This window comes from Sphaerotilus uruguayifluvii (assembly GCF_013294065.1).
Classification (GTDB): Bacteria; Pseudomonadota; Gammaproteobacteria; order Burkholderiales; family Burkholderiaceae_C; genus Sphaerotilus; species Sphaerotilus uruguayifluvii.
Genome location: NZ_JABSNM010000011.1, coordinates 90,798 through 116,830 on the forward strand (window position 1 = coordinate 90,798; position 26,033 = coordinate 116,830).

Here is a 26,033-nt window from a genome sequence, read left to right on the forward strand (position 1 = left end):
CGGGCCTCAGCCCTCGACCGGCAGGAAGCCCTCGATCGACAGGTAGCGTTCGCCGGTGTCGTAGTTGAAGCCGAGCACGCGGCTGCCGGCCGGCAGCTCGGCCAGCTTCTGGGCGATGGCCGCCAGCGTCGCGCCGCTGGAGATGCCCACCAGCAGGCCTTCCTCGCGGGCGCTGCGGCGGGCCATCTCGCGTGCGGCCTCGGCCTCGACCTGGATCACGCCGTCGAGCAGCTCGGTGTGCAGGTTCTTCGGCACGAAGCCGGCGCCGATGCCCTGGATCGGATGCGGCGCGGGCGCACCGCCGCTGATGACCGGCGAGGCCGCCGGCTCGACCGCAAACACCTTCAGGTTCGGCCAGGCGGCCTTGAGCGCCTGCGCGCAGCCCGACAGGTGGCCGCCGGTGCCCACGCCGGTGATCAGCACGTCCAGACCCTCGGGAAAGTCGGCCAGGATCTCCTGCGCCGTGGTGCGCACATGCACCGCGACGTTGGCCGGATTCTCGAACTGCTGCGGCATCCAGGCGCCGGGCGTGGCGGCGACCAGCTCCTGCGCCTTCTCGATCGCGCCCTTCATGCCCTTCTCGCGCGGCGTCAGAACGAACTTCGCGCCGTAGGCCAGCATCAGGCGGCGGCGCTCGATGCTCATGCTCTCGGGCATCACCAGCACCAGCGGGTAGCCCTTGACCGCAGCCACCATCGCCAGGCCGACGCCGGTGTTGCCCGAGGTCGGCTCGACGATGGTGCCGCCGGGCTGCAGCGCGCCGCTGGCCTCGGCGTCCTCGATCATCGCCAGCGCGATGCGGTCCTTGATCGAGCCGCCGGGATTGCCGCGCTCGGACTTGATCCAGACCTCGTGGCCCGCGCCGAACAGGCGGTTGACGCGGATGTGCGGCGTGCGGCCGATCGTGGCGAGAACGTTGTCAGCTTTCATCGGAATTCCTTGCCCTGGTACGAGAACGTGACAGATGGGATGAGGGGTGGAGAATCTGCATTCTGGCGCATCGACAGCAGCACCGTCGGCCGCTGACAATCCCGCCGCCCGGCCCCGACCGACCTGTCCTTCCTGCCCATGGCCCGACTGCCTCGCCTTGCCATCGCCGGCCTTGCCCACCATGTCATCCAGCGCGGGCACAACCGCCAGCCCGTCTTTCTCGACGACGAGGATCGCCTGGCCTATCTGGCCGCGCTGCGCGAATCGGCGGCGCTGCACCGCGTCGCCGTGCATGCCTATGTGCTGATGTCCGATCACCTGCACCTGCTGGTGACGCCGCCGAGCGCCGAGGCGCTGAGCAAGATGCTGCAGGCCATCGGCCGGCGCTACGTGGCGGCCTTCAACCGCCGCCACGGCCGCATCGGCACGCTCTGGGACGGGCGCTTTCGCGCCACCGTCATCGAGGAGGGGCCGCACCTGCTGTCGTGCATGCGCTACATCGAGCAGAACCCGCAGCGCCTCATCCCGCCCACGCCGGCCGGCGAGTACGCCTGGTCGAGCGCGATGCACCATCTTGGGCGCCAGCGCGACATGCTGGTGAGCACGCATGCCTGCTACTGGCAGCTCGGCAACACGCCCTTCGAGCGCGAGATCGCCTGGCAGCGCCTGCTCGACGAGCCGCTGATGCCCGACGAGGTGCAGATGCAGACCGACAGCGCGCTCAAGGGCTGGGCGCTCGGATCGGGCGCATTTCTTGCAAAGCTGGGCGCCTCCTGCGAGCGTCCGATGGCCCCGCGCCCGCGTGGCCGTCCGGCACGCGCTCCCAGGTCCGAGACCCCGGCCTCGCCCTGAGGGCCGCACCGGACCGGTGCGGCCCGGGGCAGGGCCATCCGCTGATCTGTCCCCAATTTTATTCAGAAGGGCGGCGGGGGCTTTTGATCGGGAGTCTGACCCCTTTTGTTTTTGCTTGAGGGGCGTGTTGCGCTGCGGTAGATTCGCACGGTTTTCCCTATTGTCATTCCTAGGAGTGCGCCATGAGCCAGGCCGCCTCGGGACCCGCGTCCCGCCAAGAGATCCAGACCTTCGCTGCCGGCGGTCTGTATGACCCGACCCAGGAACACGATGCCTGCGGCGTCGGCTTCGTCGCTCACATCAAGGGCCAGAAGGCGCACTCCATCGTCGAGCAGGGTCTGAAGATCCTCGAGAACCTCGACCACCGCGGCGCGGTCGGCGCCGACCCGCTGATGGGCGACGGCGCGGGCATCCTGATCCAGATCCCGGACGAGTTCTTCCGCGCCGAGATGGCCAAGCAGGGCGTCGAGCTGCCCCCGCCGGGCGAGTACGGCGTCGGCATGATCTTCCTGCCGAAGGAACACGCTTCCCGCCTGGCCTGCGAGCAGGAGCTCGAGCGCGCCGTCAAGGCCGAAGGCCAGGTGCTGCTGGGCTGGCGCGACGTGCCGGTGGACGCCGACATGCCGATGTCGCCCACCGTGCGCAAGACCGAGCCGGTGATCCGCCAGATCTTCATCGGCCGCGGCGCCGACGTGATCGTGCCGGACGCGCTCGAGCGCAAGCTGTACGTCATCCGCAAGACCGCCTCGGCGGCGATCCAGCGCCTGAACCTGACGCACAGCCGCGAGTACTACGTGCCCAGCATGTCGTGCCGCACCATCATCTACAAGGGCCTGCTGCTGGCCGACCAGGTCGGCAAGTACTACCTCGACCTGCAGGATCCGGCCTGCGTGTCGGCGCTGGCCCTGGTCCACCAGCGCTTCTCGACCAACACCTTCCCCGAGTGGCCGCTGGCCCACCCGTACCGGATGGTCGCGCACAACGGCGAGATCAACACCGTCAAGGGCAACTTCAACTGGATGCGCGCCCGCGAAGGCGTCATGAAGTCGCCGGTGCTGGGCGACGACCTGAAGAAGCTCTACCCGATCAGCTTCGAGGGCCAGTCGGACACCGCGACCTTCGACAACGCGCTCGAGCTGCTGTCGATGTCGGGCTACCCGCTCGCGCATGCCGCGATGATGATGATCCCGGAAGCCTGGGAGAACCACGAAGGCATGGATCAGCGCCGCCGCGCGTTCTATGAATACCACGCCGCGATGATCGAGCCGTGGGACGGCCCGGCCGCGATGGTCTTCACCGACGGCAAGCAGATCGGCGCGACGCTGGACCGCAACGGCCTGCGTCCGGCGCGCTACATCGTCACCGACGACGACCTGGTCGTGATGGCCTCGGAGTCGGGCACGCTGCCGATCGCCGAGAACCGGATCGTCAAGAAGTGGCGCCTGCAGCCGGGCAAGATGTTCCTGATCGACTTCGAGCAGGGCCGCATCATCGACGACGAGGAACTGAAGAACCAGTTCGCGTCGGCCAAGCCCTACCGCCAGTGGATCGAGAACGTGCGCATCAAGCTCGACTCGATTCCCGCGGACACCGCGCTGCCGTCCGAGGCGGCGGTCAGCCTGCTCGACCGCCAGCAGGCCTTCGGCTACACCCAGGAAGACATCAAGTTCCTGATGGCGCCGATGGCCGCCAACGGCGAGGAAGGCATCGGCTCGATGGGCAACGACAGCCCGCTGGCCGTGCTGTCGGACAAGAACAAGCCGCTGTACAACTACTTCAAGCAGCTGTTCGCCCAGGTCACGAACCCGCCGATCGACCCGATCCGCGAAGCGATCGTGATGTCGCTGAACTCGTTCATCGGCCCGAAGCCGAACCTGCTGGACATCAACGCGGTCAACCCGCCGATGCGCCTCGAGGTCTCGCAGCCGATCCTCGACTTCAAGGACATGGCGCGCCTGCGTGGCATCGAGCGTCACACCGGCGGCAAGTTCAAGCCCTATGAGCTGAACATCACCTACCCGCTGTCCTGGGGCAAGGCCGGCGTCGAGGCCAAGCTGGCGTCGCTGTGCGCCGAGGCGGTCGACGCGATCCAGTCGGGCCACAACATCCTGATCATCACCGACCGCTGGATGGACCGCGAGCTGGTGGCGATTCCGGCGCTGCTGGCGCTCTCCGCCGTGCACCACCACCTGGTGCGCGAGGGCCTGCGCACGACCGCCGGTCTGGTGGTCGAGACCGCGTCGGCGCGCGAGGTGCACCACTTCGCCGTGCTGGCCGGCTACGGCGCCGAGGCCGTGCACCCGTATCTGGCGATGGAAACCCTCGTCGAGATGCACAAGGAGCTGCCGGGCAACCTGTCGGCCGACAAGGCGATCTACAACTACGTCAAGGCCATCGGCAAGGGCCTGTCGAAGATCATGTCGAAGATGGGCATCAGCACGTACATGTCGTACTGCGGTGCCCAGATCTTCGAGGCGATCGGCCTGAAGAAGGACTTCGTGCAGAAGTACTTCCGCGGCACCCCGACCCAGGTCGAGGGCATCGGCGTGTTCGAGGTCGCCGAGGAGGCCATCCGCAACCACATCGCCGCCTTCGGCGACGATCCGGTGCTGGCGACGATGCTCGACGCCGGCGGCGAGTACGCCTGGCGTGCCCGCGGCGAGGAGCACATGTGGACGCCGGACGCGATCGCGAAGCTGCAGCACAGCACGCGCTCGGGCAAGTTCGACACCTACAAGGAATACGCCCAGATCATCAACGACCAGAGCCGCCGTCACCTGACGCTGCGCGGCCTGTTCGAGTTCAAGCTGGATCCGACCAAGGCGATCCCGGTCGAGGAGGTCGAGTCGGCCGCCGAGATCGTCAAGCGCTTCGCCACCGGCGCGATGTCGCTGGGCTCGATCTCGACCGAGGCCCACTCGACGCTGGCGCTGGCGATGAACCGCATCGGCGGCAAGTCCAACACCGGCGAAGGCGGCGAGGACCAGGCGCGCTACCGCAACGAGCTCAAGGGCATCAAGATCACCGACGGCACCAAGGTGTCGGACGTGGTCGGCTCGAAGGTGATCGAGGCGGACTACGTCATGAAGGACGGCGACAGCCTGCGCTCGAAGATCAAGCAGGTCGCGTCGGGCCGCTTCGGCGTCACCGCCGAGTACCTGGTCTCGGCCGACCAGATCCAGATCAAGATGGCCCAGGGCGCCAAGCCGGGCGAGGGCGGCCAGCTGCCGGGCGGCAAGGTCTCCGAGTACATCGGCAAGCTGCGTCACTCGGTGCCGGGCGTGGGCCTGATCTCGCCGCCGCCGCACCATGACATCTACTCGATCGAGGATCTGGCGCAGCTGATCCACGACCTGAAGAACGTCAACCCGAAGTCGGACATCTCGGTCAAGCTGGTGTCGGAAGTCGGCGTCGGCACGGTCGCCGCGGGCGTCACCAAGTGCAAGGCCGATCACATCGTGATCGCCGGCCACGACGGCGGCACCGGCGCCTCGCCCTGGTCGTCGATCAAGCACTGCGGCACGCCGTGGGAGCTGGGCCTGGCTGAAACCCAGCAGACCCTGGTGCTCAACCGCCTGCGCGGCCGCGTGCGCGTGCAGGCCGACGGCCAGATGAAGACCGGCCGCGACGTCGTCATCGGCGCGCTGCTGGGCGCCGACGAGTTCGGCTTCGCGACCGCGCCGCTGGTCGTCGAGGGCTGCATCATGATGCGCAAGTGCCACCTCAACACCTGCCCGGTGGGCGTGGCCACGCAGGATCCGGTGCTGCGCAAGAAGTTCTCGGGCAAGCCCGAGCACGTCGTCAACTACTTCTTCTTCGTCGCCGAGGAAGCCCGCCAGATCATGGCGCAGCTGGGCATCCGCAAGTTCGACGACCTGGTCGGCCGCGCCGACCTGCTCGACACCCGCAAGGCGATCTCGCACTGGAAAGCCCGTGGCCTGGACTTCGCGAAGGTCTTCTTCCAGCCGCAGGTGCCGGCCGACGTGCCGCGCCGCCATGTGGACCACCAGGACCACGGACTGGAGAAGGCGCTCGACCACAAGCTGATCGCCAAGGCCAAGGCCGCGATCGAGAAGGGCGAGAAGACCCAGTTCATGGAGGACGTGCGCAACGTCAACCGCTCGGTGGGCGCGATGCTCTCGGGCGAGCTGATCAAGCACCATCCGGACGGTCTGCCCGACGAGACGGTGTTCGTGCAGATGGAAGGCACCGGCGGCCAGAGCTTCGGCGCCTTCCTGGCCAGCGGCATCACCTTCTACCTGATCGGTGAAGCCAACGACTACACCGGCAAGGGTCTGTCGGGCGGCCGCATCGTCGTGCGTCCGTCGATCGAGTTCCGCGGCGACGCCTCGAAGAACATCATCGTCGGCAACACGGTGCTGTTCGGCGCCACCAGCGGCGAGGCCTTCTTCCGCGGCGTGGCCGGCGAGCGCTTCGCGGTGCGCCTGTCGGGCGCGACCACCGTCGTCGAAGGCACCGGCGACCACGGCTGCGAATACATGACCGGCGGCACCGCGGTCGTGCTGGGCAAGACCGGCCGCAACTTCGCGGCCGGCATGTCGGGCGGCGTGGCCTACGTCTATGACGAGGACGGCCTGTTCTCGACCCGCTGCAACACCGCCCAGGTCGCGCTGGACAAGGTGCTGCCCGGCGCCGAGCAGGAGAAGACGGTCGACTTCGCCGTCTGGCACAAGGGCCAGACCGACGAGGCGCTGCTGAAGAAGCTGATCGAGGACCACCATCGCTGGACGGGCTCGCTGCGCGCTCGCGACATCCTGGACAACTGGAGCGAGGCCCGCGCCAAGTTCGTCAAGGTGTTCCCGAACGAGTACAAGCGCGCCCTGGCCGAGATCAACGCCGCCAAGACCGCCGACGCGACCATCGCCCGCGCCAAGGGTGACGTGAAGGGCGACGGCAAGGCCCAGACGGCTCCGGCCAAGTAATTGGCGTGTCCGCCGCCGCCATGCGCCCGGGATCCGGGCGCGCGGCGCGGCGGATCCCGACAGCATCACCGCGAGATTGAACGCATCATGGGTAAGGTCACTGGTTTCCTCGAATACGACCGCATCGAAGAAGGCTACGAGCCGGTCGAGAAGCGCCTCAAGAACTACAAGGAATTCGTCATCGGTCTGAGCCCCGAGCAGGCGAAGGTCCAGGGCGCGCGCTGCATGGACTGCGGCACGCCGTTCTGCAACAACGGCTGCCCGGTCAACAACATCATTCCGGACTTCAACGACCTGGTCTATCACCAGGACTGGCAGAACGCGATCACCGTCCTGCACAGCACCAACAACTTCCCCGAGTTCACCGGCCGCATCTGCCCGGCGCCGTGCGAGGCCGCCTGCGTGGCCAACATCAACGGCGACGCCATCGGCATCAAGTCGATCGAGCACGCGATCATCGACAAGGCCTGGGCCGAGGGCTGGGTCAAGCCGCAGCCGGCCAAGGTCAAGACCGGCAAGAAGGTCGCCGTCGTCGGCGCCGGCCCGGCCGGTCTGGCCGCGGCCCAGCAGCTCGCGCGCGTCGGCCATGACGTGACCGTGTTCGAGAAGAACGACAAGGTCGGCGGCCTGCTGCGCTACGGCATTCCCGACTTCAAGCTCGACAAGGGCCACATCGACCGCCGCGTCAAGCAGCTCGAGGCCGAGGGCATCAAGTTCCGCACCAACGTCGTCGTCGGCGAGTGGCCGAAGGGCTCCAAGGTCACCAACTGGGCCAAGGAGACCGTCAGCGCCGAGAGCCTGAAGGCCGAGTTCGACGCGGTGCTGCTGACCGGCGGCTCCGAGCAGTCGCGCGACCTGCCGATCCCGGGCCGCGAGCTCTCGGGCATCCATTTCGCGATGGAGCTGCTGCCGCAGCAGAACAAGGTCAACCACGGCGGCAAGGTCAAGGACGCGATCCGTGCCGACGGCAAGCATGTCATCGTCATCGGCGGCGGCGACACCGGCAGCGACTGCGTGGGCACCTCCAACCGCCACGGCGCCGCCAGCGTCACCCAGTTCGAGGTGATGCCCCAGCCGCCCGAGCAGGAGAACAAGCCGCTGGTCTGGCCCTACTGGCCGCTGAAGCTGCGCACCTCCTCGAGCCACGAGGAAGGCTGCGTGCGCGAGTTCGCCATCTCGACCAAGGAATTCGTCGGCAAGGACGGCCGTGTCACCGGCCTGAAGACCGTGCACGTCGAGTTCAAGGACGGCAAGCTGGTCGAGATCCCCGGCACCGAGAAGGAATACAAGGCCGACCTGGTGCTGCTGGCGATGGGCTTCGTCAATCCGGTCGCCTCGGTGCTGGATTCCTTCGGCGTGGCCAAGGACGCACGCGGCAACATCAAGGCCACGACCGAGATCGACGGCGGCTACAGGACCAGCGTCGACAAGGTCTTCGCCGCCGGCGACATGCGCCGTGGCCAGTCGCTGGTGGTCTGGGCGATCCGCGAAGGCCGCCAGGCCGCCCGCGCGGTCGACGAGTTCCTGATGGGCTCGACCACGCTGCCGCGCTGATCGGTGCCGGGGCCGTGCGCCCCGGATGCGCTGCTGCAGGCCGCCTCCGGGCGGCCTGTGTCATTGCGGCGGCCTGGGGCGCGCCTCGTAGACGAAGAGCCAGAAGCCGCTGCGCACGACCCATTCGGCCGCCAGCAGCTCGACCGCCATCTGCTCGCCCAGCGCCTCCAGCGGCGCCGGGTCGGAAATGTTCGCGTAGGAGAAGAAGGCGCGGCCCTGGGGCGCCAGATGCGCGGGCAGCTGCTCGAAGAAGCGCCGCGCCAGCTGGCCGGCGGTGTCGTCGAGCGCCGGATGGCGCCGGCCGCCATGGTCGGCGTGCATCAGCGGCAGGTTGAACAGCACGCTGTCGAAGCGCTGAGGTGCCGGACCGGCCACCGGTGCGAACAGGTCGCCCTGGCGCACCTGGGCCCGTGCGGCCAGGCCAGCGCGCTCCAGATTGGCCTGGGTGGCGTGCACCGCCGCGTCGGTCACGTCGAGCATCAGCACCTCGTCGGCCAGGCCCTGGTGCAGCAGCGTCAGCCCGAGCGCGCCGGTGCCGCAGCCCAGCTCCAGCAGCCGGCCCAGGCGAGGGCGCTCGCGCAGCAGCGTGCGCAGGATGAACTGGCTGCTCGAGGCCGCATGCGGGCGATACAGCCCTGGCGGCGTGTCGATGTCGAGGCCGTGGACCGGGCAGCCGCCGCCGTGCTCGGCCAGCGCGACCACATGGCGCTCGTGCTCGTCGACCGAGAAGGGCGACAGCATCTCGGCCATCGAGGCGGGCAGGTGGCCGCGGCGCAGCTCGTCGAAGGGGGCGGGCAGGGGGGGCAGCTTCATGGACGCCATCATGACGCAGGCCAGCGACCGTTCTTCAAACTCGCATCGGAGCTTTCCCCTATCATCGCGGCATCGCCCGCCGGGCGTGAACCTTTTCCGCCCTTGGCTGCCTTGCCTCCTGCCTCTCCTTCCCCTGCCTCCACGCCGCTGGTCGAGCTGCGCGGGGTGACCTGCGGCTACGGCGACCGCGTCATCCTGCGCGATGTCGATCTGGTGGTGCCGCGCGGCGCGGTCGTCGCGCTGATGGGCACCTCGGGCGGGGGCAAGACCACGGTGCTGCGCCTGATCGGCCGCCAGATCGAGGCCTCGGCCGGCCAGGTGCGCTTCGACGGCATCGAGATCGGCTCGCTCGACCGCGCCGGCCTGATGGCGATGCGCCGGCGCATGGGCATGCTCTTCCAGTTCGGCGCGCTGTTCACCGACCTGTCGGTGTTCGACAACGTCGCCTTCCCCTTGCGCGAGCACACCGACCTGCCCGAGCCCATGATCCGCGACCTCGTGCTGATGAAGCTCGACGCGGTGGGCCTGCGCGGCGCGCGCGACCTGATGCCCAGCCAGATCTCCGGCGGCATGAGCCGGCGCGTCGCGCTGGCGCGCGCCATCGCGCTCGATCCGGAGCTGATCATGTACGACGAGCCCTTCGCCGGCCTCGATCCGATCTCGATGGGCGTGGCCGCACGGCTGATCCGCCAGCTCAACGACGCGCTCGGCGTGACCAGCATCGTCGTCTCGCACGATGTCGACGAGACCTTCTCGATCGCCGACCATGTCGTCTTCATCGCCAACGGCGGCATTGCCGCGCAGGGTTCGCCCGAGGCGCTGCGCCGCAGCGACGATCCGCTGGTGCGGCAGTTCGTCAGCGCCGCGCCGGACGGGCCGGTGCGCTTCCACTACGCCGCCGCGCCGATCGCCGAGGACCTCGGCCTGGGAGCGCGTCCGTGAGCGGCCCGGCCGATCTGCTCGCGCGCCTGGGGGCGTCGGTGCGTGCCGGCCTGGCCGACATCGGCGACGCCGCGCGGCTGCTGCTGCGCCTGCTGGCGCTGGTGCCGGCGGCGCTGGGACGCTTCCGGCTGGTGTCGGACCAGATCCATTTCCTGGGCAACCACTCGCTGGCGATCATCGGCGTGTCGGGCCTGTTCGTCGGCTTCGTGCTGGGGCTGCAGGGCTACTACACGCTGCAGCGCTACGGCTCGAGCGAGGCGCTGGGCCTGCTGGTGGCGCTGTCGCTGGTGCGCGAGCTCGGGCCGGTGGTGACCGCGCTGCTGTTCGCCGGCCGCGCCGGCACCGCGCTCACCGCCGAGATCGGCCTGATGAAGTCGGGCGAGCAGCTCGCGGCGATGGAGATGATGGCGGTCGATCCGGTGCGCCGGGTGCTGGCGCCGCGCTTCGTCGGCGGGCTGATCGCGATGCCGCTGCTGGCGGCGGTGTTCAGCGCGGTCGGGGTGATCGGCGGCTGGGCGGTCGGCGTGCTGCTGATCGGCGTCGATGCCGGCGCCTTCTGGTCGCAGATGCAGGGCGGCGTCGACGTCTTCAGCGACGTCGGCAACGGGGTCATCAAGAGCGTCGTGTTCGGCCTGACCGTCACGTTCGTCGCGCTGCGCCAGGGCCACGCCTGCCAGCCCACGCCGGAGGGCGTCGCGCGCGCGACGACGCGCACCGTCGTGCTGTCGTCGCTGGCGGTGCTCGGTCTGGACTTCGTCCTGACCGCGCTGATGTTCTCGATCTGAACGCGGACCGGGAACCGGAGGAAGCAATCCATGCAGAAATCCCGCAACGATGTCTGGGTCGGCCTGTTCGTCGTGATCGGCGCGGCGGCCCTGCTGTTCCTGGCGCTGAAGGCCGGCAACCTGCTGTCGCTGTCGTTCGATCCGACCTACCGGATCAGCGCGCGCTTCGACAACATCGGCGGCCTGAAGGTCGGCGCGGCGGTCAAGAGCGCCGGTGTCGTCGTCGGCCGGGTCAAGGCGATCGGCTTCGACGACAAGATGTTCCAGGCCCGCGTCGACATCGAGATGCAGCAGCGCTACGCCTTCCCGAAGGACAGCTCGCTGAAGATCCTGACCGCCGGCCTGCTGGGCGAGCAGTACCTCGGCATCGAGCCGGGCGCCTCCGACCAGAACCTGGCGGCCGGCACCACCGTGACGCAGACGCAGTCGGCGATCGTGCTCGAGACGCTGATCAGCCAGTTCCTCTACAGCAAGGCCGCCGACGCGAGCAACGCGCCGGCCGCGAAGCCATGAGCGCGCGCCGGTCGCGTCCGCGTGCCGCGCTGGTCTCGGTGCTGGCCGGCGCGGTGCTGCTCGGCGGCTGCGCGACGGCGCAGCAGCCCGATCCGCTCGAGCCCCTCAACCGCAAGGTCTTCGCCTTCAACGAGGCGGTCGACTCGGCCGTGCTCAAGCCGGCGGCGCAGGCCTACAAGGCGGTGCTGCCCTCGCCGATGCAGCTGGCGGTCGGCAACTTCTTCGGCAACCTCAAGGACGCCTGGTCGGCGGTCAACCTGCTGCTGCAGGGCCGCATCGCCGACAGCCTGAGCGACGTGATGCGCGTGGGCACGAACACCGTGTTCGGCTTCATGGGCATCATGGACATCGCCACCGAGCTCGGCTTCGAGCGCCATGGCGAGGACTTCGGCCAGACGCTGGGCCGCTGGGGCGTGTCGCCGGGCGCCTACATCGTCTGGCCGGTGCTGGGGCCCTCGACGGTGCGCGACTCGATCGGCATGCCGGTGGACCTGATGGCCTCGCCGGAGACGCTGGTCAACGTCTCGCTGACCCGCCGGTCGATGACCGCGCTGCATCTGGTCAGCACCCGTGCCGGCGCGCTGTCGGCGACCAACCTGCTCGACGACATCGCGCTGGACAAGTACGCCTTCGTCCGCAATGCCTACCTGCAGCGTCGGCGCAGTCTGATCTACGACGGCAATCCGCCGGAGGAGGATGACACCGACGCGGCCGCGCCGGCGCCGGTGTCCGCACCGGCCGCCTCCGCCGCGGCGAACTGACGGCTCCGGGCCGTGCGGTGTCCACCGGGCCGCGGCCCGGCCCGTTGAGACCCTGATCCGCTTCCGGGCGGACCTGACTGAAAGGAATCCCTCCATGCTGATGAAGCCCCGCTGGTCCTCGCTGATCGCCACCGCCGCGCTGGTGCTGGCCACCTCGTTCGCACAGGCCCAGACCGCGCCCGATGCCTGGATCAAGCAGATCTCCGGCGACGTCATCGAGACCGTCAAGGGCGACCGGGCCATCCAGGGCGGCGACACGAAGAAGGTCATGTCGCTGGTCGACGCCAAGATCCTGCCCAACGTCGACTTCCAGCGCATGACCTCGTCGGCGGTCGGCCGCTACTGGCGCCAGGCCACGCCGGAGCAGCAGAAGCGCCTGCAGGACGAGTTCAAGACGCTCTTGGTGCGCACCTACGCCGGCGCGCTGGCGCAGATCAAGGACCAGTCGGTCGAGCTCAAGCCGCTGCGCGCCAAGCCCGAGGACACCGAGGTGCTGGTGCGCACCGAGGTCAAGGGCAAGGGCGACCCGATCCAGCTCGACTACCGCCTCGAGAAGCAGGGCGACGCGTGGAAGATCTACGACGTCAACGTGCTGGGCGTCTGGCTGGTCGAGACCTACCGCGCCAGCTTCGCGCAGGAGATCTCGGCCTCGGGCATCGACGGCCTGATCGCCAAGCTGGCCGAGAAGAACAAGGCCGCGGCCAAGAGCTGAGCGGGCGCACACGATGGCTGCCGCCGCGACGACGCTGGAACTGCCGGCCCGGCTGACGCTGGCCGAGGCCCGCGCGGCCGTGGCCGATCTGGGCGCGCGGGTCGGCGCCGCCCCGGCCGGCGGCCTGCTGCTGGTCGACGCCGGCCCGCTCGGCCACTTCGATTCGAGCGCGCTGGCCGTGCTGCTGGAACTGCAGCGCCGCGCCGCTGCCGCCGGCCGGCTGCTGCGCATCGAGCGCGTGCCGGCCCGGCTGGCGGAGCTCGCCGGTCTCTACGGGGTGGCCGGGCTGCTGGGGATGGCCTCGCCGGCCTGAAGGTGCCCGGAAGCGCTCAGGGCGCCGTGTAGCGCTTCGCGCGCAGGTTGCGCTTGATGTCCTGGAGCATCGGACGCAGGTCCGGTCCCAGGCGCAGCGCCACGCCGGTGGTCAGGATGTCGATCACCGTCAGGTGCAGCAGGCGGCTGACCATCGGGCTGTAGCGGTCGTAGTCCTCGGGGTGGTCGACGCTCAGCAGCACATGCGCCTGGTGCGCCAGCGGCGTGCCGCTGGCGGTGATGACGATGGTCGTCGCGCCCCGGCGGCGCGCGATCTCCAGCGCGTCGAGCAGGTCGCGGCTGCGGCCCGAGTTCGAGATGATGACCACGCAGTCGCCCGGCTCGAGCATGGTCGCGGCCATGACCTGCACATGCGCGTCGTTGTAGGCGACCGCATGCACGCCGAGGCGGAAGAACTTGTGCTCGGCGTCGTGCGCGACGATGCCGGAATTGCCCACGCCGTAGAACTCGATGCGGCGCTTGTCGCGCGCGGCCTGCGTCAGCGCGTCGATCGCGCGCTCGAAGGCGTGCGCCGCGGCGTCGTTGCGGTACTTCAGCAGCGCGCTCACCGCGTTGTCGATGACCTTGACGACCAGATCGGCCGGCTTGTCGTCCTCGTCGACCGAGCGGTGCACGAAGGGCACGCCCTCGTTGACCGTGCCGGCCAGCTTGAGCTTGAAGTCGGCCAGGCCGTCATAGCCGACGCTGCGGCAGAAGCGCACGACGGTCGGCTTGCTGACATGGGCGCGCTCTGCGAGTTCCGCCACCGGCAGGCTGGCGAAGCTGCGCGCGTCGGCCAGCACCAGCTTGCCCACGCGCTGCTCGGCCGGCGACAGCGCCGGCAGCGAGGCGCGGATGCGGTCGAGCATCGGCGGCAGCGCGTTCACGCCGCTGCCGAGCGGTGACGAAGATGACGTCGGATGGTTCAACTCACTGTTCCTCGCTCCAGGCGAAGCCGTCGCGGGCGACCAGCGCGCTGGCCGCGGCGGGGCCCCAGCTGCCGGCAGCATAACCGCGCGGCCCCTCGCCGCCGCTGACACGCTCGCGCTCCCAGGCGTCGAGGATCGGCTCGACCCAGCGCCAGGCCTGCTCCTGCTCGTCGCTGCGCACGAACAGGTTCAGCCGCCCGGCGATCGCGTCGAGCAGCAGGCGCTCGTAGGCGCCGACGCGCTCGGTCGGGAAGGCCTTGTCGAAGTCCAGGTCCAGCGAGACCGGCGCCAGCGACTCCGAGGTGCCGCTGCCCTTGGCCGCGAGCAGGTGCAGCTCCAGACCGTCCTCGGGCTGCAGCTTGATCACCAGCTTGTTGGCCCGCTGCGCGCCGGGGAAGATCGGGTGCGGCACCGGGCGGAAGTTCACGACGATCTGCGCGTCGCGCGCGGCCAGCCGCTTGCCGGTGCGCAGGTAGAAGGGCACGCCGGCCCAGCGCCAGTTCTGCACCTCGGTGCGCAGCGCGACGAAGGTCTCGCAGTGGCTGCCCGCCGGCACCTTCACTTCCTGCTGGTAGCCCGGCACCGCCTGGCCGCCGACGCTGCCGGCGCGGTACTGGCCGCGCACCACGTCGCGCGCGACCGACTCCGTCGTGAAGGGCCTGAGCGACTTCAGGACCTTGAGCTTCTCGTCGCGGATCGCGTCGGCGTCGCTGGTGGAGGGCGGCTCCATCGCGATCATCGTCAGGAGCTGCAGCGCATGGTTCTGGATCATGTCGCGCAGCGCGCCGGTGCGGTCGTAGAAGTCGCCGCGCGTGCCCACGCCGATCGACTCCGACAGCGTGATCTGGATGTTGGCGATGCTCTCGCGGCGCCACAGCGGCTCGAACAGCGCATTGCCGAAGCGCAGCGCCATCAGGTTCTGCACGCTCGGCTTGCCGAGGTAGTGGTCGATGCGGAAGGCCTGCTCCTCGCGGAAGACCGAGCGCACCACGCGGTTGATCTCCTGCGCGCTGGCCAGGTCGTGGCCCAGGGGCTTCTCCAGCACGACGCGGATGTGCGGCGCGTTCAGGCCGGCGCTGCCCAGCTGCTCGCAGATCGCCGGGAACAGGTGCGGGCTGGTGGCCAGATACAGCACCACGGTGTCGGCGCCGCGCGCATCCAGCCAGTCCTTCAGGCCGGCGTAGTCCTCCGGCTGCGACAGGTCCATGCGGCGGTAGTGCAGCAGCTCGGCGAAGCGGGCGAACTCCTCGTCGCTCGGGCGCTTGGAGCTGTCGACCTCGTGGAAGCGCTCCTTGATGAAGGCGCGGTATTCCTCGTCGGTGCGCTGGTCGCGCGCCACCGCCAGGATGCGGCCGCCGGCGGGCAGCTTGCCATGGCGGAAGGCCTGGAACAGCGCGGGCATCAGCTTGCGCCAGGTCAGGTCGCCGGTGCCACCGAAGAAGACGAGATCGAAGGACATGGACATGCCTCGGGAGGTTGGGGCCGCGGTGCGTCGTCGAGGGCCGGGCCGGAGGGGAGGAGAGACCGAGAGAGGGACCGGATGTAACCAGGTTTCAATAATCATGATGCATCAGTTTCTTCGGCCGGTCAATCCGGCCCCCGGATGCGGGCAGGGGCGAGGCGGATCGTGCAGCGCAGCACGATCCGGTAACCGGCTTGTTCCCGGCGGTGACCGATGCCGCGTCCGACTCGGGTTCTAATGTCGGCCTGTCGCCGTGCGTCGGGTGCGGCGCTTCTCACACCATCTCGTGTCCTTCAGCACGCCCACGCCATGAATCAGCTCGATCAGCTCAAGCAGTTCACCACCGTCGTCGCCGACACCGGCAACTTCAAGCAGCTCGCCCAGTTCGCGCCGCAGGACGCGACGACCAATCCGTCGCTGATCCTGAAGGCGGTGCAGCAGCCCGAGTACGCGCCGCTGCTGGCCGAGACGGTGGCGGCGCACCGCGGCCGCGCGCTCGACGAGATCGTCGACGAGGTGCTGGTGCGCTTCGGCCTGGAGATCCTGAAGGTGGTGCCGGGCCGCGTCTCGACCGAGGTCGACGCGCGCCTGAGCTTCGACACCGCTGCCACGGTGGCGCGCGCGCACCGCCTGATCGCGCTGTACGAGGCCGCGGGCATCCCGCGCGAGCGGGTGCTGATCAAGATCGCCTCCACCTGGGAAGGCATCGAGGCGGCGCGCCAGCTCGAGAAGGAAGGCATCCGCTGCAACCTGACGCTGCTGTTCGCCTTCTGCCAGGCGGTGGCCTGCGGCGATGCCGGCATCCAGCTGATCAGCCCCTTCGTCGGCCGCATCTACGACTGGTACAAGAAGTCCGCCGGCGCCCAGTGGAACGAGGCCGCGATGGCCGGCGCCAACGACCCCGGCGTGAAGTCGGTCAGCCAGATCTACACCTACTACAAGAAGTTCGGCATCGCCACCGAGGTGATGGGCGCGAGCTTCCGCAACGTCGGCCAGATCAACGCGCTGTCGGGCTGCGACCTGCTGACGATCAGCCCGGACCTGCTGGCGCAGCTGCAGGGCGCCGACGCCCCGGTGGCGCGCGCGCTCGACGCCGCGGCCGCCAAGGACGCCGCGATCGACGAGGTGCATTTCGACGAGGCCGCCTTCCGCTGGGCGCTCAACGAGGACGCGATGGCCACCGAGAAGCTCGCCGAGGGCATCCGCGCCTTCGCGGTCGACGCGGGCAAGCTCGACCGCATGATCCTCGACCTGCAGGCCGCCTGAGCCGGGAGCACGCACGATGAGCACCGCACCGCGCTGCGACCGCACCGAGGCCTGGTCCCGCCTGGCCGACCACCATGCCGGCGTCGGCCGCGCCCTCGACCTGCGCCGGGCCTTCGCGGCCGACGCGGGCCGCGCCGGGGCCTTCTCGCTGCAGGCACCGGAGGTCTTCGCCGACCTGTCGAAGAACCTGTGGGACGCCGACACCCGCGCGCTGCTGCTGGCGCTGGCGCGCGAGTGCCGGATCGAGCAGCGCCGCGACGCGATGCTCGCCGGCGAGCCGATCAACCACACGGAAGGCCGCGCGGTGCTGCACACCGCGCTGCGCGCCCCGCGCGGCGTCGCGCCCTTCGGCGACGAGGTGCACGAGGTGCTCGACTGCATGCTCGCCTATGTCGAGCAGGTGCGCGACACCGCCACGAGCGGCATCCGCCATGTGGTCAACATCGGCATCGGCGGCTCCGATCTGGGGCCGCAGATGGTGGTGCCGGCGCTGGACGCCTACACCAGCCCGGCGCTGACGCTGCACTTCGTCTCCAACGTCGACGGCCACGACATCGCGCCGGTGCTGCGCCGGCTGGACCCGCGCGAGACGCTGGTCATCGTCGCCTCCAAGACCTTCACGACGCAGGAGACGATGGCCAACGCGGCGGTGGCCCGCGCCTGGTTCCTGGCCGGCTACGGCGAGGGCGGCGAGGCGGCGATCGCGAAGCACTTCGCCGCGACCACCACCAACGTGGCGGCGGCGGCGAAGTTCGGCATCACCACCACCTTCGGCTTCTGGGACTGGGTGGGCGGGCGCTATTCGCTGTGGAGCGCCATCGGCCTGCCGATCGCGCTGGCGGTCGGGGCGGAGAACTTCCGCGCGCTGCTGGCCGGCGCGCACGCGATGGACCGCCACTTCGCCGAGGCGCCGCTGGAGGCCAACCTGCCGATCCAGCTCGGCCTGCTCGACGTCTGGTACCGCAATTTCCTGGGCTTCACCAGCCGCTCGGTCGCGCCCTATCACCAGGGCCTGCGCCGGCTGCCGGCCTATCTGCAGCAGCTGGAGATGGAGTCGAACGGCAAAAGCGTCGACCTCGACGGCGAGCCGCTGCCCTTCGGCACCTCGCCGGTGGTCTGGGGCGAGGCGGGCACCAACGGCCAGCACGCCTACTTCCAGATGCTGCACCAGGGCACCGACGTGATCCCGGTGGAGTTCGTCGCGGTGAAGACCCCGTGCTACCGCGCCGAGGGCATCGCCGATCTGCCCGAGGGCGTGCGCGCCGGCCTGGCCGACCAGCACCACAAGCTGCTGGCCAACTGCCTGGCGCAGAGCCAGGCGCTGATGCTGGGCAAGTCGACCGACGAGGCGATGGGCGAATCCGCGCCGACCGCCTCGAAGGCGCTGGACGCGGCCACCGTCGCGCGCCACCGCACCTTCCCCGGCAACCGGCCGAGCACGACGCTGGTCCTCGACCAGCTCACGCCGGCGGCGCTGGGCGCGCTGATCGCGCTCTACGAGCACCGCGTCTTCACCAGCGGCGCGCTGTGGCGCATCAACAGCTTCGACCAGTGGGGCGTTGAGCTGGGCAAGGCGCTGTGCAACCAGCTGCTGCCGCGCTTCGCCACCGGCGACACGGCCGGGCTGGACGGCTCGACCGCGGCGCTGCTGGACCGGCTGCTGGGCTGATGCGCTGATCCGGGGCGGGCGTCAGGCGCGCTGGCGCGCCAGCGCCTGGCGCATCTGGCGCGGGCTCGAGAAGCCGGCCAGCGCCACCGCCTCGCGCTCGTCGCGGCCCTGGCGCAGCGCCTGTGCGGCCAGCGTCGCGCGCACCTGCTCCAGCCAGCCGCGGGCGCTCAAGGACGTGTGCTCGCGGAACAGCCGCGCCAGGTGGCGCGGCGTGACATGCGCGACCGCCGCCATGCGCGCGGCGTCCCAGGCCTCGGCCGGCGCGGCGGCGACCGCGTCCTGCAGCCGGTGCAGCGCCGGGTGCAGGTGATCGCGGTGCGCCAGCAGGCCGGAGTCCTGCGACGCCTGCGGCCCGCGCCGCGCGAACACCACCATCACCTGCGCCACCGTCGCGGCGATGTCCTCGCCGCAGTGCCGGCGCACCAGATGCAGCGCCAGATCGATGCCGGCGGTGATGCCGGCGCTGGTCAGCACCGCGCCGTCGTCGACGAAGACCCGGTTGGCCTGCACCTTCGCCGCGGGCGCGAGCCGGCGCAGCCCGTCGAGCAGCTCGTGGTGCGTCGTCGCCTGCCGGCCGGCCAGCAGGCCGGCGTCGGCCGCCAGCAGCGCGCCGCTGCACACCGTCAGCAGCCGCAGCGCCCCGGCCGGCGCGCCCGGCGGGGCCAGCCGCGGCGCCACCGCCCGGCCGAGCCAGTCGCGTGCGGCCAGCCAGTCCGGCGTCGCGCCGACCACCTCGTCCACCTCGCCCGGCCGGCCCAGCAGCACCAGCCAGGTCGGCTGCGCCGGATCGAAGCCGGCGGGCAGCGGCTCCAGCCCGCTGACCGTCAGCCCCACCGACGAGGCGGTCTGCGGCTGCGGGCCGATGTGGCGCATGCGGAAGGCCGGCGCCCGCCCGCGCCGGCGCAGCGCCTGGTTGGCGAGCCGGAAGGCCTCGGCGGGCCCGGCCAGATCGAGCAGCAGCGTGTCGGGCAGGACGAGGAAGACGACGTCGATCACGGCCCGCCGGCCTCCTCGGCCCAGGGCACGTCCATCTGGCGCGCGGTGCGATGCGCCAGCGCCGGTCCGGCGAAATGCGCCACCAGATGCAGTGCCAGATCGATGCCGGCCGCGATGCCGGCGCTGGTCCACAGCGGCGTGCCCTGCGGCGTGCTGGCCGCGACCCAGCGCGGGCCGGCGAGCACGTCCAGCGCCGGGTGATCGCGCCGCAGGTCGGCCACGTCCTCCCAGTGCGTGGTGCAGCGTGTGCCCGGGCCGATCAGCCCGGCATCGGCGAGCACGAAGGCTCCGGTGCAGACCGAGGCCAGTCCGCGCAGGCCGGGCGCGAGCCGCTGCAGCTCCGCGCGCACCTGCCGGTCGGCGCGCACCTGATCGACCACGCCGCCCGGCACGATCAGCAGATCAGGCGCGGCGGCCGGCCCGAGCCGGGCGTCCGGCAGCAGCCGCACGCCGGCCCGCGCCTGCACCGGACCGTCCCCGACGGCCAGGCTGAGCACCTCGAAGCCCCAGGCCGGGGCGGGGGTCACGTCGGGGCGCGTGGTCATGCGCTGTGCGGTGGTGAACACCTCGTAGGGGCCGGCGAAGTCGAGCAGCTCCATGTCGTCGAACATCAGCAGGCCCACCCGCAGGCGTGGCAGACCGGCGGCGCTCATGCGAGCACCTCCTCGACCCGGCGGATCGTCGCGAAGCGCCCGGCCAGCACGGTCTCGGTGCGCTCGCGGATCTGCGCGGCGCTCAGGCGCTCGCCCGACGGCGTGGTCATGTCGAAGGTCAGCGTCGCCTCGGTGACGTAGTCGACCGTCCAGCCCTCGTCGCTGGCGTGGCGGGTGGTGGTCTCGCAGCACTGCTCGGTGCGGATGCCGGCGACGATCAGGTGGCGGATGCCGTGCCGGTGCAGCCACACCGCCAGCGGCGTGCCGACCAGCGCGCTGTGGCGTGCCTTCACGAAGCTCAGCGCCGCGTCGAAGTCCGCCAGGCCTTCCAGCGGGCGCACCCGACCGCTCGACGCCGAGAAGGGGTTGTCGGGCGTGTCGGGCCCGTCGCCGTGCAGCACGCGCACGACCGGAATGCCGCGCTCGACGCAGCCGTTCACCAGTCGGTTGACGGCCGCGAGAAAGGGCCGGGCCTCGGCCTCGTTCCAGTAGGCGCGGGCGCGGAAGGATTCCTGCACGTCGATCAGCAGCAGGGCGGCGGGGCAGGGCAGGTCGGCAAGGGACATCGCGGGCTCCTTCAGAAGCGTTTCGGGATGGCCGCCATCGTCGCCTGCAGCGGGCGCCCGGTCCGGTCGCCGACGGACCGGATGCGACGCGAAACGGACACGCACACCGCCGCCCGTTCGCGCCGCGGGGTTCAGGCCGCCGGCTGCGCCAGCCAGCGCTGGGCCAGCCGCACCCAGAAGGCGGCACCCTTCGGGATCAGCTGGTCGTTGAAGTCGTAGGTCGGGTTGTGCAGGTTGCACGGGCCCAGGCCGTGGCCGTGCTCGCGGTGCGTGCCGTCGCCGTTGCCGATCATGAAATAGGCGCCGGCCTGGGCCTGCAGGAAGAAGCTGAAGTCCTCCGCGCCCATCGTCGGCTCGAATTCATGCACATGCTCGGCGCCGGCCACCTCGCGCATGACCGCGCGGGCGCACTCGGCCTCGTCGCGGTGGTTGATCGTGGGCGGGTAGTTGCGCTGGAACTCGAACACCACGCTGGCGCCGAAGGCCGCCGCCGTGTGGCGCGCGATCTCGTCCATGCGCCGCTCGATCAGGTCGAGCACCTCCAGCGTGAAGGTGCGCACCGTGCCCTGGATCTCGCAGGAGTCGGGCACGACGTTGGTGGCCTCGCCGGCGTGGATCATCGTCACCGAGATGACGGCGGCGTCGATCGGCTTCTTGTTGCGGGTGACGATGGTCTGGAAGGCCTGCACCATCTGGCAGGCCACCGGCACCGGGTCGATGCCGTTGTGCGGCAGCGCCGCGTGCGAGCCCTTGCCGGTGATGCGGATCAGGAACTCGTTGCTCGAGGCCATGATCGGGCCGCTGCAGATCGCGAAGTCGCCGGCGGCCAGGCCCGGCCAGTTGTGCATGCCGAAGATCGCGTCCATGGGGAAGCGCTCGAACAGGCCGTCCTTCATCATCTCGCGCGCGCCGCCGCCGCCTTCCTCGGCGGGCTGGAAGATGCAGTGGACGGTGCCGGAGAAGCGCTCGCGGTGGGCGGCCAGCTCCTGCGCGGCGGCCAGCAGCATCGCCACATGGCCGTCGTGGCCGCAGGCGTGCATGCGCCCCGGAATGCGGCTGGCGTGCGCGAAGGTGTTGTGCTCGGTCATCGGCAGCGCGTCCATGTCGGCGCGCAGGCCGATGGCGCGGTTCGCGCCGCCCGGCGCGCTGCCGCGGATCGTGCCGACCACGCCGGTGCGCCCGAGCCCGCGGTGCACCTCGATGCCCCAGCCCTCGAGCGTGCGCGCGATGACGTCGGCGGTGCGCACCTCTTCGAAGCAGAGTTCCGGATGGGCGTGGATGTCGCGTCGGATCGCGACGATGGGGGCGAGATCGGGGGCGTTCATGGCGGGCGGCGTGGCGGACGGAATGACGACTTCGGGTCGGGCCATCTTAGCGGTATGGCCGCCCATGCGTGCATGGGCGCTGACCTTGTGAAAGGTCAGGGCGCTTGCTGTTCAAAGCGCAGATCGAGCGTCATTCGTCCCACTCGACCTTGGTTGCAATGCCAGTCGATCTAGGTTGAAAGTCGAAGCAGACTCCCTCGCCTTGGTCGCTCCTGATGCGGCACTGGCCTGTCAGTGCGTTTGCCAAATCGGTATTGAGCCCGCGCAGCTCGATCGTGTGCTCCGGACGTTGCCAACTCCGCGTTCCGTTTGGCCCTGACACGGGAATTGGAGGTCTGAGGGAAACGGTAAATGCGCAAGCGATCCAAGCGCCGTTTATCAGTACTTCACACGCGGTCATCATCGAAGGACTCCTGAAAAAGGGCCGAGCGTAGTCGCTTGTCAACAGCCCTCCGCGATGTCTTTTCCCAGTCGACAAGGGGCGGCGGCCTGAAGGCGTATTCATCGGCACATGGCCGGGGGAACTACCTGCTTGAGCTGTGGATTTCTGGAATCATCCCGTCCCATGAGCATCCCCACCCGCGCCCCCGTCAGCGACTCGCTGCGCACCGTCCGCGCCGCCTGCCCCCACGACTGCCCCGACACCTGTGCGATGCAGGTCAGCGTGGACGACGCCTCCGGGCGGGTCGTGCGCATCCAGGGCCGCGCCGAGCATGTGACGACGCATGGCGCGCTCTGCACCAAGGTCTCGCGCTACGCCGAGCGGACCCATCACCCCGAGCGCGTGCTGACGCCGCTGCGCCGCGTGGGCCCCAAGGGCGCGGGCCGCTTCGAGCCGGCGAGCTGGGACGAGGCGCTGGCCGACATCGCCGGCCGGCTGAAGGCGATCGCCGCGCGTGACCCCGAGGCGATCCTGCCCTACAGCTACGCCGGCACGATGGGCCTGCTGCAGGGCGAGAGCATGGCGGCGCGCTTCTTCAACCGCCTGGGCGCCTCGCAGCTCGAGCGCACCATCTGCGCCTCGGCCGGTGGCGACGCGCTGGCGGCGACCTATGGCGGCAAGGTTGGCATGCTGGTGCGGCATTTCGCCGAGAGCCGGCTGATCGTCATCTGGGGCAGCCATTCGATCGCGTCGAACCTGCATTTCTGGACCTTCGCCCAGGCGGCCAAGCGCGCCGGGGCGAAGCTGGTCTGCATCGACCCGCGCCGCACCGAGACGGCCGACAAGTGCCACGTCCACCTGCCGCTGCGCCCCGGCACCGATGGCGCGCTGGCGCTGGCGCTGATGCACGAGCTGGTGGCGAACGACTGGATCGACCACGACTACATCGCCCGGCATGTGGATGCGGCTGGCTGGGCGGCCCTGCGCGAGCGGGTGCAGGCCTGGACGCCGGAGCGCGCGGCCGAGGTCTGCGGGCTCGAGGCCGACGCGATCCGCGCGCTGGCGCGCGATCTGGGCACGACCCAGCCGGCGGCGATCCGGCTGAACTACGGCATGCAGCGCACCCGCGGTGGCGGCAATGCGGCGCGGCTGATCGCGCTGCTGCCCTGCCTGACGGGGGCGTGGCGGCACCGCGCCGGCGGCCTGCTACTGTCGAGCTCGGGCTGGTTCGCGTCGGTGCGTGACGATGCGGCGCGCCAGCGCCCGGACCTGCTCGCCGGCCGCGTGCCGCGCACGCTCAACATGAGCACCATCGGCGACGACCTGCTGCGCGAGGCCGCGCCCGACTTCGGCCCGAAGGTCGAGGCGGTGATCGTCTACAACAGCAACCCCGTAGCGGTGGCGCCGGAATCGCCGAAGGTGGCGCGGGGCTTCGCGCGGGAGGATCTGTTCACCGTCGTGCTGGAGCATTTCCTGACCGACACCGCCGACCACGCCGACTGGGTGCTGCCGGCGACGACGCAGCTCGAGCACCTCGACCTGCACGTCAGCTACGGCCACACCGACGTGCTGCTGAACGAGCCGGCGCTGGCGCCGCTCGGCCAGGCGCTGCCCAACACCGAGATCTTCCGCCGCCTGGCCGCGGCGATGGGCTTCGACGAGCCGTGCTTCCGCGACAGCGACGAGACGCTGGCCGCGCAGACGCTGCGCGGCGCGGTGACTTTCGAGGCGCTGAAGGCCTCGCCCGGCTGGATCAGCCTGCCGATTCCCGATGCGCCCTTCGCCGACGGCGGCTTTCCGACGCCGGACGGGCGGGTGCGCATCGACGTGCCCGGCTGGGGCCTGCCGGACTTCGTGCCGCCGTGGGAGTCGGTGGCGTCGGCGCCGGAGCTGGCGGTGCGCTATCCGCTGGCGATGATCTCGCCGCCGGCGCGCAACTTCCTCAACTCGACCTTCGTGAACGTGAAGAGCCTGCGCGACATCGAGGCCGAGCCGATCGTCGAGATCCACCCGGACGACGCCGCGGCACGCGGGCTGGCCGATGGCGCGCCGGTGCGCGTCTTCAACGACCGCGGCAGCTACCACTGCACCGCGCGCGTGAGCACCCGCGCGCGGCCCGGCGTGGTCAACGGCCTGGGCATCTGGTGGCGCAAGCTGGGAATGCGCGGCACCAATGTCAACGAGCTCACGCACCAGAAGCTCACCGACATCGGCCGGGCGCCGTGCTTCTACGACGTGCTGGTCGAGGTGGAGGCGGCGGCGTGAGGGCAGGGCGTCGGATGCTGGCGCTGGCGGCGGGCATCGCGCTGGCCGGCTGCGCCAGCACCGCGGCCGACGATGTCGACTCGGCCTGGCGGCCGGGCTACCTGTGGCAGTCGGTGCGCGGGCACCTCGGGATGCTGGCCGAGGCGCGGCCGGTCGACGCGGTGATGGCCGATCCGGCCACCGCGCCCGCGCTGCGCGAGCGCCTCGCGCTGAGCCGCGAGATGCGCGACTACGCCGTGCGTGCGCTGGCGCTGCCCGACAACGCCAGCTACCGGCGCTACGCCGATCTGGGCCGCACGGCGGCGGTGTGGAACGTGGTGGCGGCGCCGGAGCTGTCGCTCGCGCTCAAGACCTGGTGCTTTCCGGTGCTGGGCTGCGTCGGCTACCGCGGCTATTTCGACCGGGCCGAGGCCGAGAGGCTGGCCACCGCGCTGCGCGAGCGCGGCTGGGAGGTCAACGTCTACGGCGTGCCGGCCTACTCGACGCTGGGCAAGCTGCCGGGGGCGTGGTTCGCCGATCCGCTGCTCAACACCTTCGTCGGCCAGGGCGAGGTCGATCTGGCCCGGCTGATCTTCCATGAGCTGGCGCATCAGGTGGCCTACGCGGCCGACGACACCGGCTTCAACGAGTCCTATGCGACGGCGGTCGAGCGCCTGGGCAGCCGCCAGTGGCTGCGCGAGCACGGCCGCACCGACCTGATCGAGGCGACCGCCCGGCTGGACCGCCGCCGCGCCGAGTTCCGCGCGATGACGATGGCCGCACGCGAGCGGCTCGATGCGCTCTACCGGAGTACCGCCTCCGACGACGACAAGCGTCGGCGCAAGGCCGAGCTGATCGCCGCGCTGCGCGACGAGTACGCACGCTGGCGCGACGGGCAGTGGGGCGGTGACCGGGCCTACGACGCCTGGTTCGAGAACGTCAGCAACGCGAAGCTCGGCGTGCTGGCCGCCTACAACCAGCAGGTGCCGGCCTTCGATGCGCTGTTCGAGCGCGAGGGCCGCGACTGGCCGCGCTTCCATGCCGCGGTGAAGGATCTGGCCGCGCGCCCGAAGGCCGAGCGCGACGCGGCGCTGGCCGCGCTGACGGCACGGGCCGGCGCAGCGCTCAGTCCTTCAGCGACTCGATGAGGTCGACGTACTGCTGCTGCGCCTGCGCCCCGGCGGTGCCGGCCAGTGCCTTCCAGGCGTCCCACTTGGCGCGGCCGACGAAGTCGGTCATGCCAGGGCGGTCGCCCGAGACATCGCCCTCGGTGGCCTGCTTGTAGAGCGCGTAGATCTTCAGCAGCGTCATGTTGTCGGGCCGCTCGGGCAGCTGCTTCGAGTCGGCGACGGCCTGCAGGAACAGGGCATTGAGGTCGGACATGGCGAGGGAACTCCGGAAAGAGGACGAGGCCGTGACGGGCG

General features: G+C 70.4%; 22 protein-coding genes. 13 read left to right on the plus strand and 9 right to left on the minus strand.

Annotated elements, in window-relative coordinates:
* Nucleotides 1-6 precede the first annotated feature (6 nt).
* Nucleotides 7-930 carry a cysteine synthase A gene (gene cysK, locus HNQ01_RS13415; RefSeq protein ID WP_173805949.1) on the minus strand — a complete coding sequence of 308 codons (924 nt, stop codon included), beginning with the start codon at nucleotides 928-930 and terminating at the stop codon, nucleotides 7-9.
* Between the two features lie 138 nt (nucleotides 931-1,068).
* Here cysK and HNQ01_RS13420 point away from each other — a divergent pair, with 138 nt between their 5' ends.
* From HNQ01_RS13420 to HNQ01_RS13430, 3 genes are all read left to right on the plus strand, one after another.
* Nucleotides 1,069-1,782, plus strand: coding sequence for a transposase (locus HNQ01_RS13420; protein ID WP_173805950.1), 714 nt, complete (start codon nucleotides 1,069-1,071; stop codon nucleotides 1,780-1,782).
* Between the two features lie 182 nt (nucleotides 1,783-1,964).
* Nucleotides 1,965-6,725, plus strand: coding sequence for a glutamate synthase-related protein (locus tag HNQ01_RS13425; protein ID WP_173805951.1), 4,761 nt, complete (start codon nucleotides 1,965-1,967; stop codon nucleotides 6,723-6,725).
* A gap of 87 nt (nucleotides 6,726-6,812) precedes the next feature.
* Nucleotides 6,813-8,279, plus strand: a complete 1,467-nt coding sequence (locus tag HNQ01_RS13430; RefSeq protein WP_173805952.1) for a glutamate synthase subunit beta — start codon at nucleotides 6,813-6,815, stop codon at nucleotides 8,277-8,279.
* A 60-nt stretch (nucleotides 8,280-8,339) separates the two neighbouring features.
* Here HNQ01_RS13430 and HNQ01_RS13435 read toward each other — a convergent pair whose 3' ends face one another.
* Nucleotides 8,340-9,092, minus strand: coding sequence for a methyltransferase (locus HNQ01_RS13435; protein WP_173805953.1), 753 nt, complete (start codon nucleotides 9,090-9,092; stop codon nucleotides 8,340-8,342).
* A 111-nt stretch (nucleotides 9,093-9,203) separates the two neighbouring features.
* On the opposite strand from HNQ01_RS13435, the gene HNQ01_RS13440 reads away from it, so the two are divergent.
* The 6 genes from HNQ01_RS13440 (at nucleotide 9,204) to HNQ01_RS13465 (ending at nucleotide 13,118) form a co-directional block, all read left to right on the plus strand.
* On the plus strand, nucleotides 9,204-10,034 hold the full coding sequence (locus tag HNQ01_RS13440) for an ABC transporter ATP-binding protein (RefSeq protein WP_173805954.1): 831 nt from the start codon (nucleotides 9,204-9,206) through the stop codon (nucleotides 10,032-10,034).
* Nucleotides 10,031-10,819 (plus strand): lipid asymmetry maintenance ABC transporter permease subunit MlaE, encoded by a 789-nt coding sequence (gene mlaE / locus HNQ01_RS13445; RefSeq protein ID WP_173805955.1) that lies wholly within the window; start codon nucleotides 10,031-10,033, stop codon nucleotides 10,817-10,819. The genes HNQ01_RS13440 and mlaE overlap by 4 nt, the downstream gene beginning before the upstream one ends.
* Nucleotides 10,820-10,849: 30 nt before the next feature.
* Nucleotides 10,850-11,332 (plus strand): outer membrane lipid asymmetry maintenance protein MlaD, encoded by a 483-nt coding sequence (gene mlaD, locus HNQ01_RS13450; RefSeq protein WP_173805956.1) that lies wholly within the window; start codon nucleotides 10,850-10,852, stop codon nucleotides 11,330-11,332.
* Nucleotides 11,329-12,093, plus strand: a complete 765-nt coding sequence (locus HNQ01_RS13455) for an MlaA family lipoprotein (protein WP_173805957.1) — start codon at nucleotides 11,329-11,331, stop codon at nucleotides 12,091-12,093. Before mlaD ends, HNQ01_RS13455 begins: the two co-directional genes overlap by 4 nt.
* A gap of 94 nt (nucleotides 12,094-12,187) precedes the next feature.
* Nucleotides 12,188-12,805, plus strand: coding sequence for an MlaC/ttg2D family ABC transporter substrate-binding protein (locus tag HNQ01_RS13460; RefSeq protein WP_173805958.1), 618 nt, complete (start codon nucleotides 12,188-12,190; stop codon nucleotides 12,803-12,805).
* 13 nt (nucleotides 12,806-12,818) lie between these two features.
* Nucleotides 12,819-13,118, plus strand: coding sequence for an STAS domain-containing protein (locus HNQ01_RS13465; protein WP_173805959.1), 300 nt, complete (start codon nucleotides 12,819-12,821; stop codon nucleotides 13,116-13,118).
* 16 nt (nucleotides 13,119-13,134) lie between these two features.
* Here the strand turns inward: HNQ01_RS13465 and HNQ01_RS13470 are convergent, their stop codons facing one another.
* Together HNQ01_RS13470 and zwf are read right to left on the minus strand one after the other, a co-directional pair.
* Nucleotides 13,135-13,986 (minus strand): SIS domain-containing protein, encoded by an 852-nt coding sequence (locus HNQ01_RS13470; protein WP_173806009.1) that lies wholly within the window; start codon nucleotides 13,984-13,986, stop codon nucleotides 13,135-13,137.
* Between the two features lie 61 nt (nucleotides 13,987-14,047).
* Entirely contained in the window at nucleotides 14,048-15,505 is a 1,458-nt protein-coding gene (gene zwf, locus HNQ01_RS13475) for a glucose-6-phosphate dehydrogenase (RefSeq protein WP_173805960.1), read from the minus strand.
* A 312-nt stretch (nucleotides 15,506-15,817) separates the two neighbouring features.
* Here zwf and tal point away from each other — a divergent pair, with 312 nt between their 5' ends.
* Both tal and pgi read left to right on the plus strand, forming a co-directional pair.
* The gene (gene tal / locus HNQ01_RS13480) at nucleotides 15,818-16,774 is read left to right on the plus strand and encodes a transaldolase (protein WP_173805961.1); all 957 of its coding nucleotides are present in this window, start codon (nucleotides 15,818-15,820) and stop codon (nucleotides 16,772-16,774) included.
* Between the two features lie 16 nt (nucleotides 16,775-16,790).
* A complete protein-coding gene (pgi, locus tag HNQ01_RS13485; RefSeq protein ID WP_173805962.1) occupies nucleotides 16,791-18,443 on the plus strand; it encodes a glucose-6-phosphate isomerase in 1,653 nt (550 codons plus the stop codon).
* A 21-nt stretch (nucleotides 18,444-18,464) separates the two neighbouring features.
* Here pgi and HNQ01_RS13490 read toward each other — a convergent pair whose 3' ends face one another.
* The 4 genes from HNQ01_RS13490 to HNQ01_RS13505 all read right to left on the minus strand — a co-directional run bounded on the left by HNQ01_RS13490 (nucleotide 18,465) and on the right by HNQ01_RS13505 (nucleotide 21,983).
* Nucleotides 18,465-19,439 (minus strand): GlxA family transcriptional regulator, encoded by a 975-nt coding sequence (locus HNQ01_RS13490; RefSeq protein ID WP_173805963.1) that lies wholly within the window; start codon nucleotides 19,437-19,439, stop codon nucleotides 18,465-18,467.
* Nucleotides 19,436-20,092, minus strand: a complete 657-nt coding sequence (locus HNQ01_RS13495; protein WP_173805964.1) for a GlxA family transcriptional regulator — start codon at nucleotides 20,090-20,092, stop codon at nucleotides 19,436-19,438. The genes HNQ01_RS13490 and HNQ01_RS13495 overlap by 4 nt, the downstream gene beginning before the upstream one ends.
* On the minus strand, nucleotides 20,089-20,658 hold the full coding sequence (locus tag HNQ01_RS13500; protein WP_173805965.1) for a cysteine hydrolase family protein: 570 nt from the start codon (nucleotides 20,656-20,658) through the stop codon (nucleotides 20,089-20,091). The genes HNQ01_RS13495 and HNQ01_RS13500 overlap by 4 nt, the downstream gene beginning before the upstream one ends.
* Before the next feature lie 131 nt (nucleotides 20,659-20,789).
* Complete coding sequence (locus tag HNQ01_RS13505; protein ID WP_173805966.1) at nucleotides 20,790-21,983, minus strand: M20 aminoacylase family protein; 1,194 nt, start codon at nucleotides 21,981-21,983, stop codon at nucleotides 20,790-20,792.
* Between the two features lie 565 nt (nucleotides 21,984-22,548).
* Here HNQ01_RS13505 and HNQ01_RS13510 point away from each other — a divergent pair.
* On the plus strand, nucleotides 22,549-24,630 hold the full coding sequence (locus HNQ01_RS13510) for a molybdopterin-containing oxidoreductase family protein (protein WP_173805967.1): 2,082 nt from the start codon (nucleotides 22,549-22,551) through the stop codon (nucleotides 24,628-24,630).
* On the plus strand, nucleotides 24,627-25,757 hold the full coding sequence (locus tag HNQ01_RS13515; protein ID WP_353621701.1) for an aminopeptidase: 1,131 nt from the start codon (nucleotides 24,627-24,629) through the stop codon (nucleotides 25,755-25,757). The genes HNQ01_RS13510 and HNQ01_RS13515 overlap by 4 nt, the downstream gene beginning before the upstream one ends.
* Here HNQ01_RS13515 and HNQ01_RS13520 read toward each other — a convergent pair.
* On the minus strand, nucleotides 25,735-25,992 hold the full coding sequence (locus HNQ01_RS13520) for an acyl-CoA-binding protein (RefSeq protein ID WP_173805968.1): 258 nt from the start codon (nucleotides 25,990-25,992) through the stop codon (nucleotides 25,735-25,737). The two genes, HNQ01_RS13515 and HNQ01_RS13520, sit on opposite strands and share 23 nt — an antisense overlap.
* Nucleotides 25,993-26,033 lie beyond the last annotated feature (41 nt).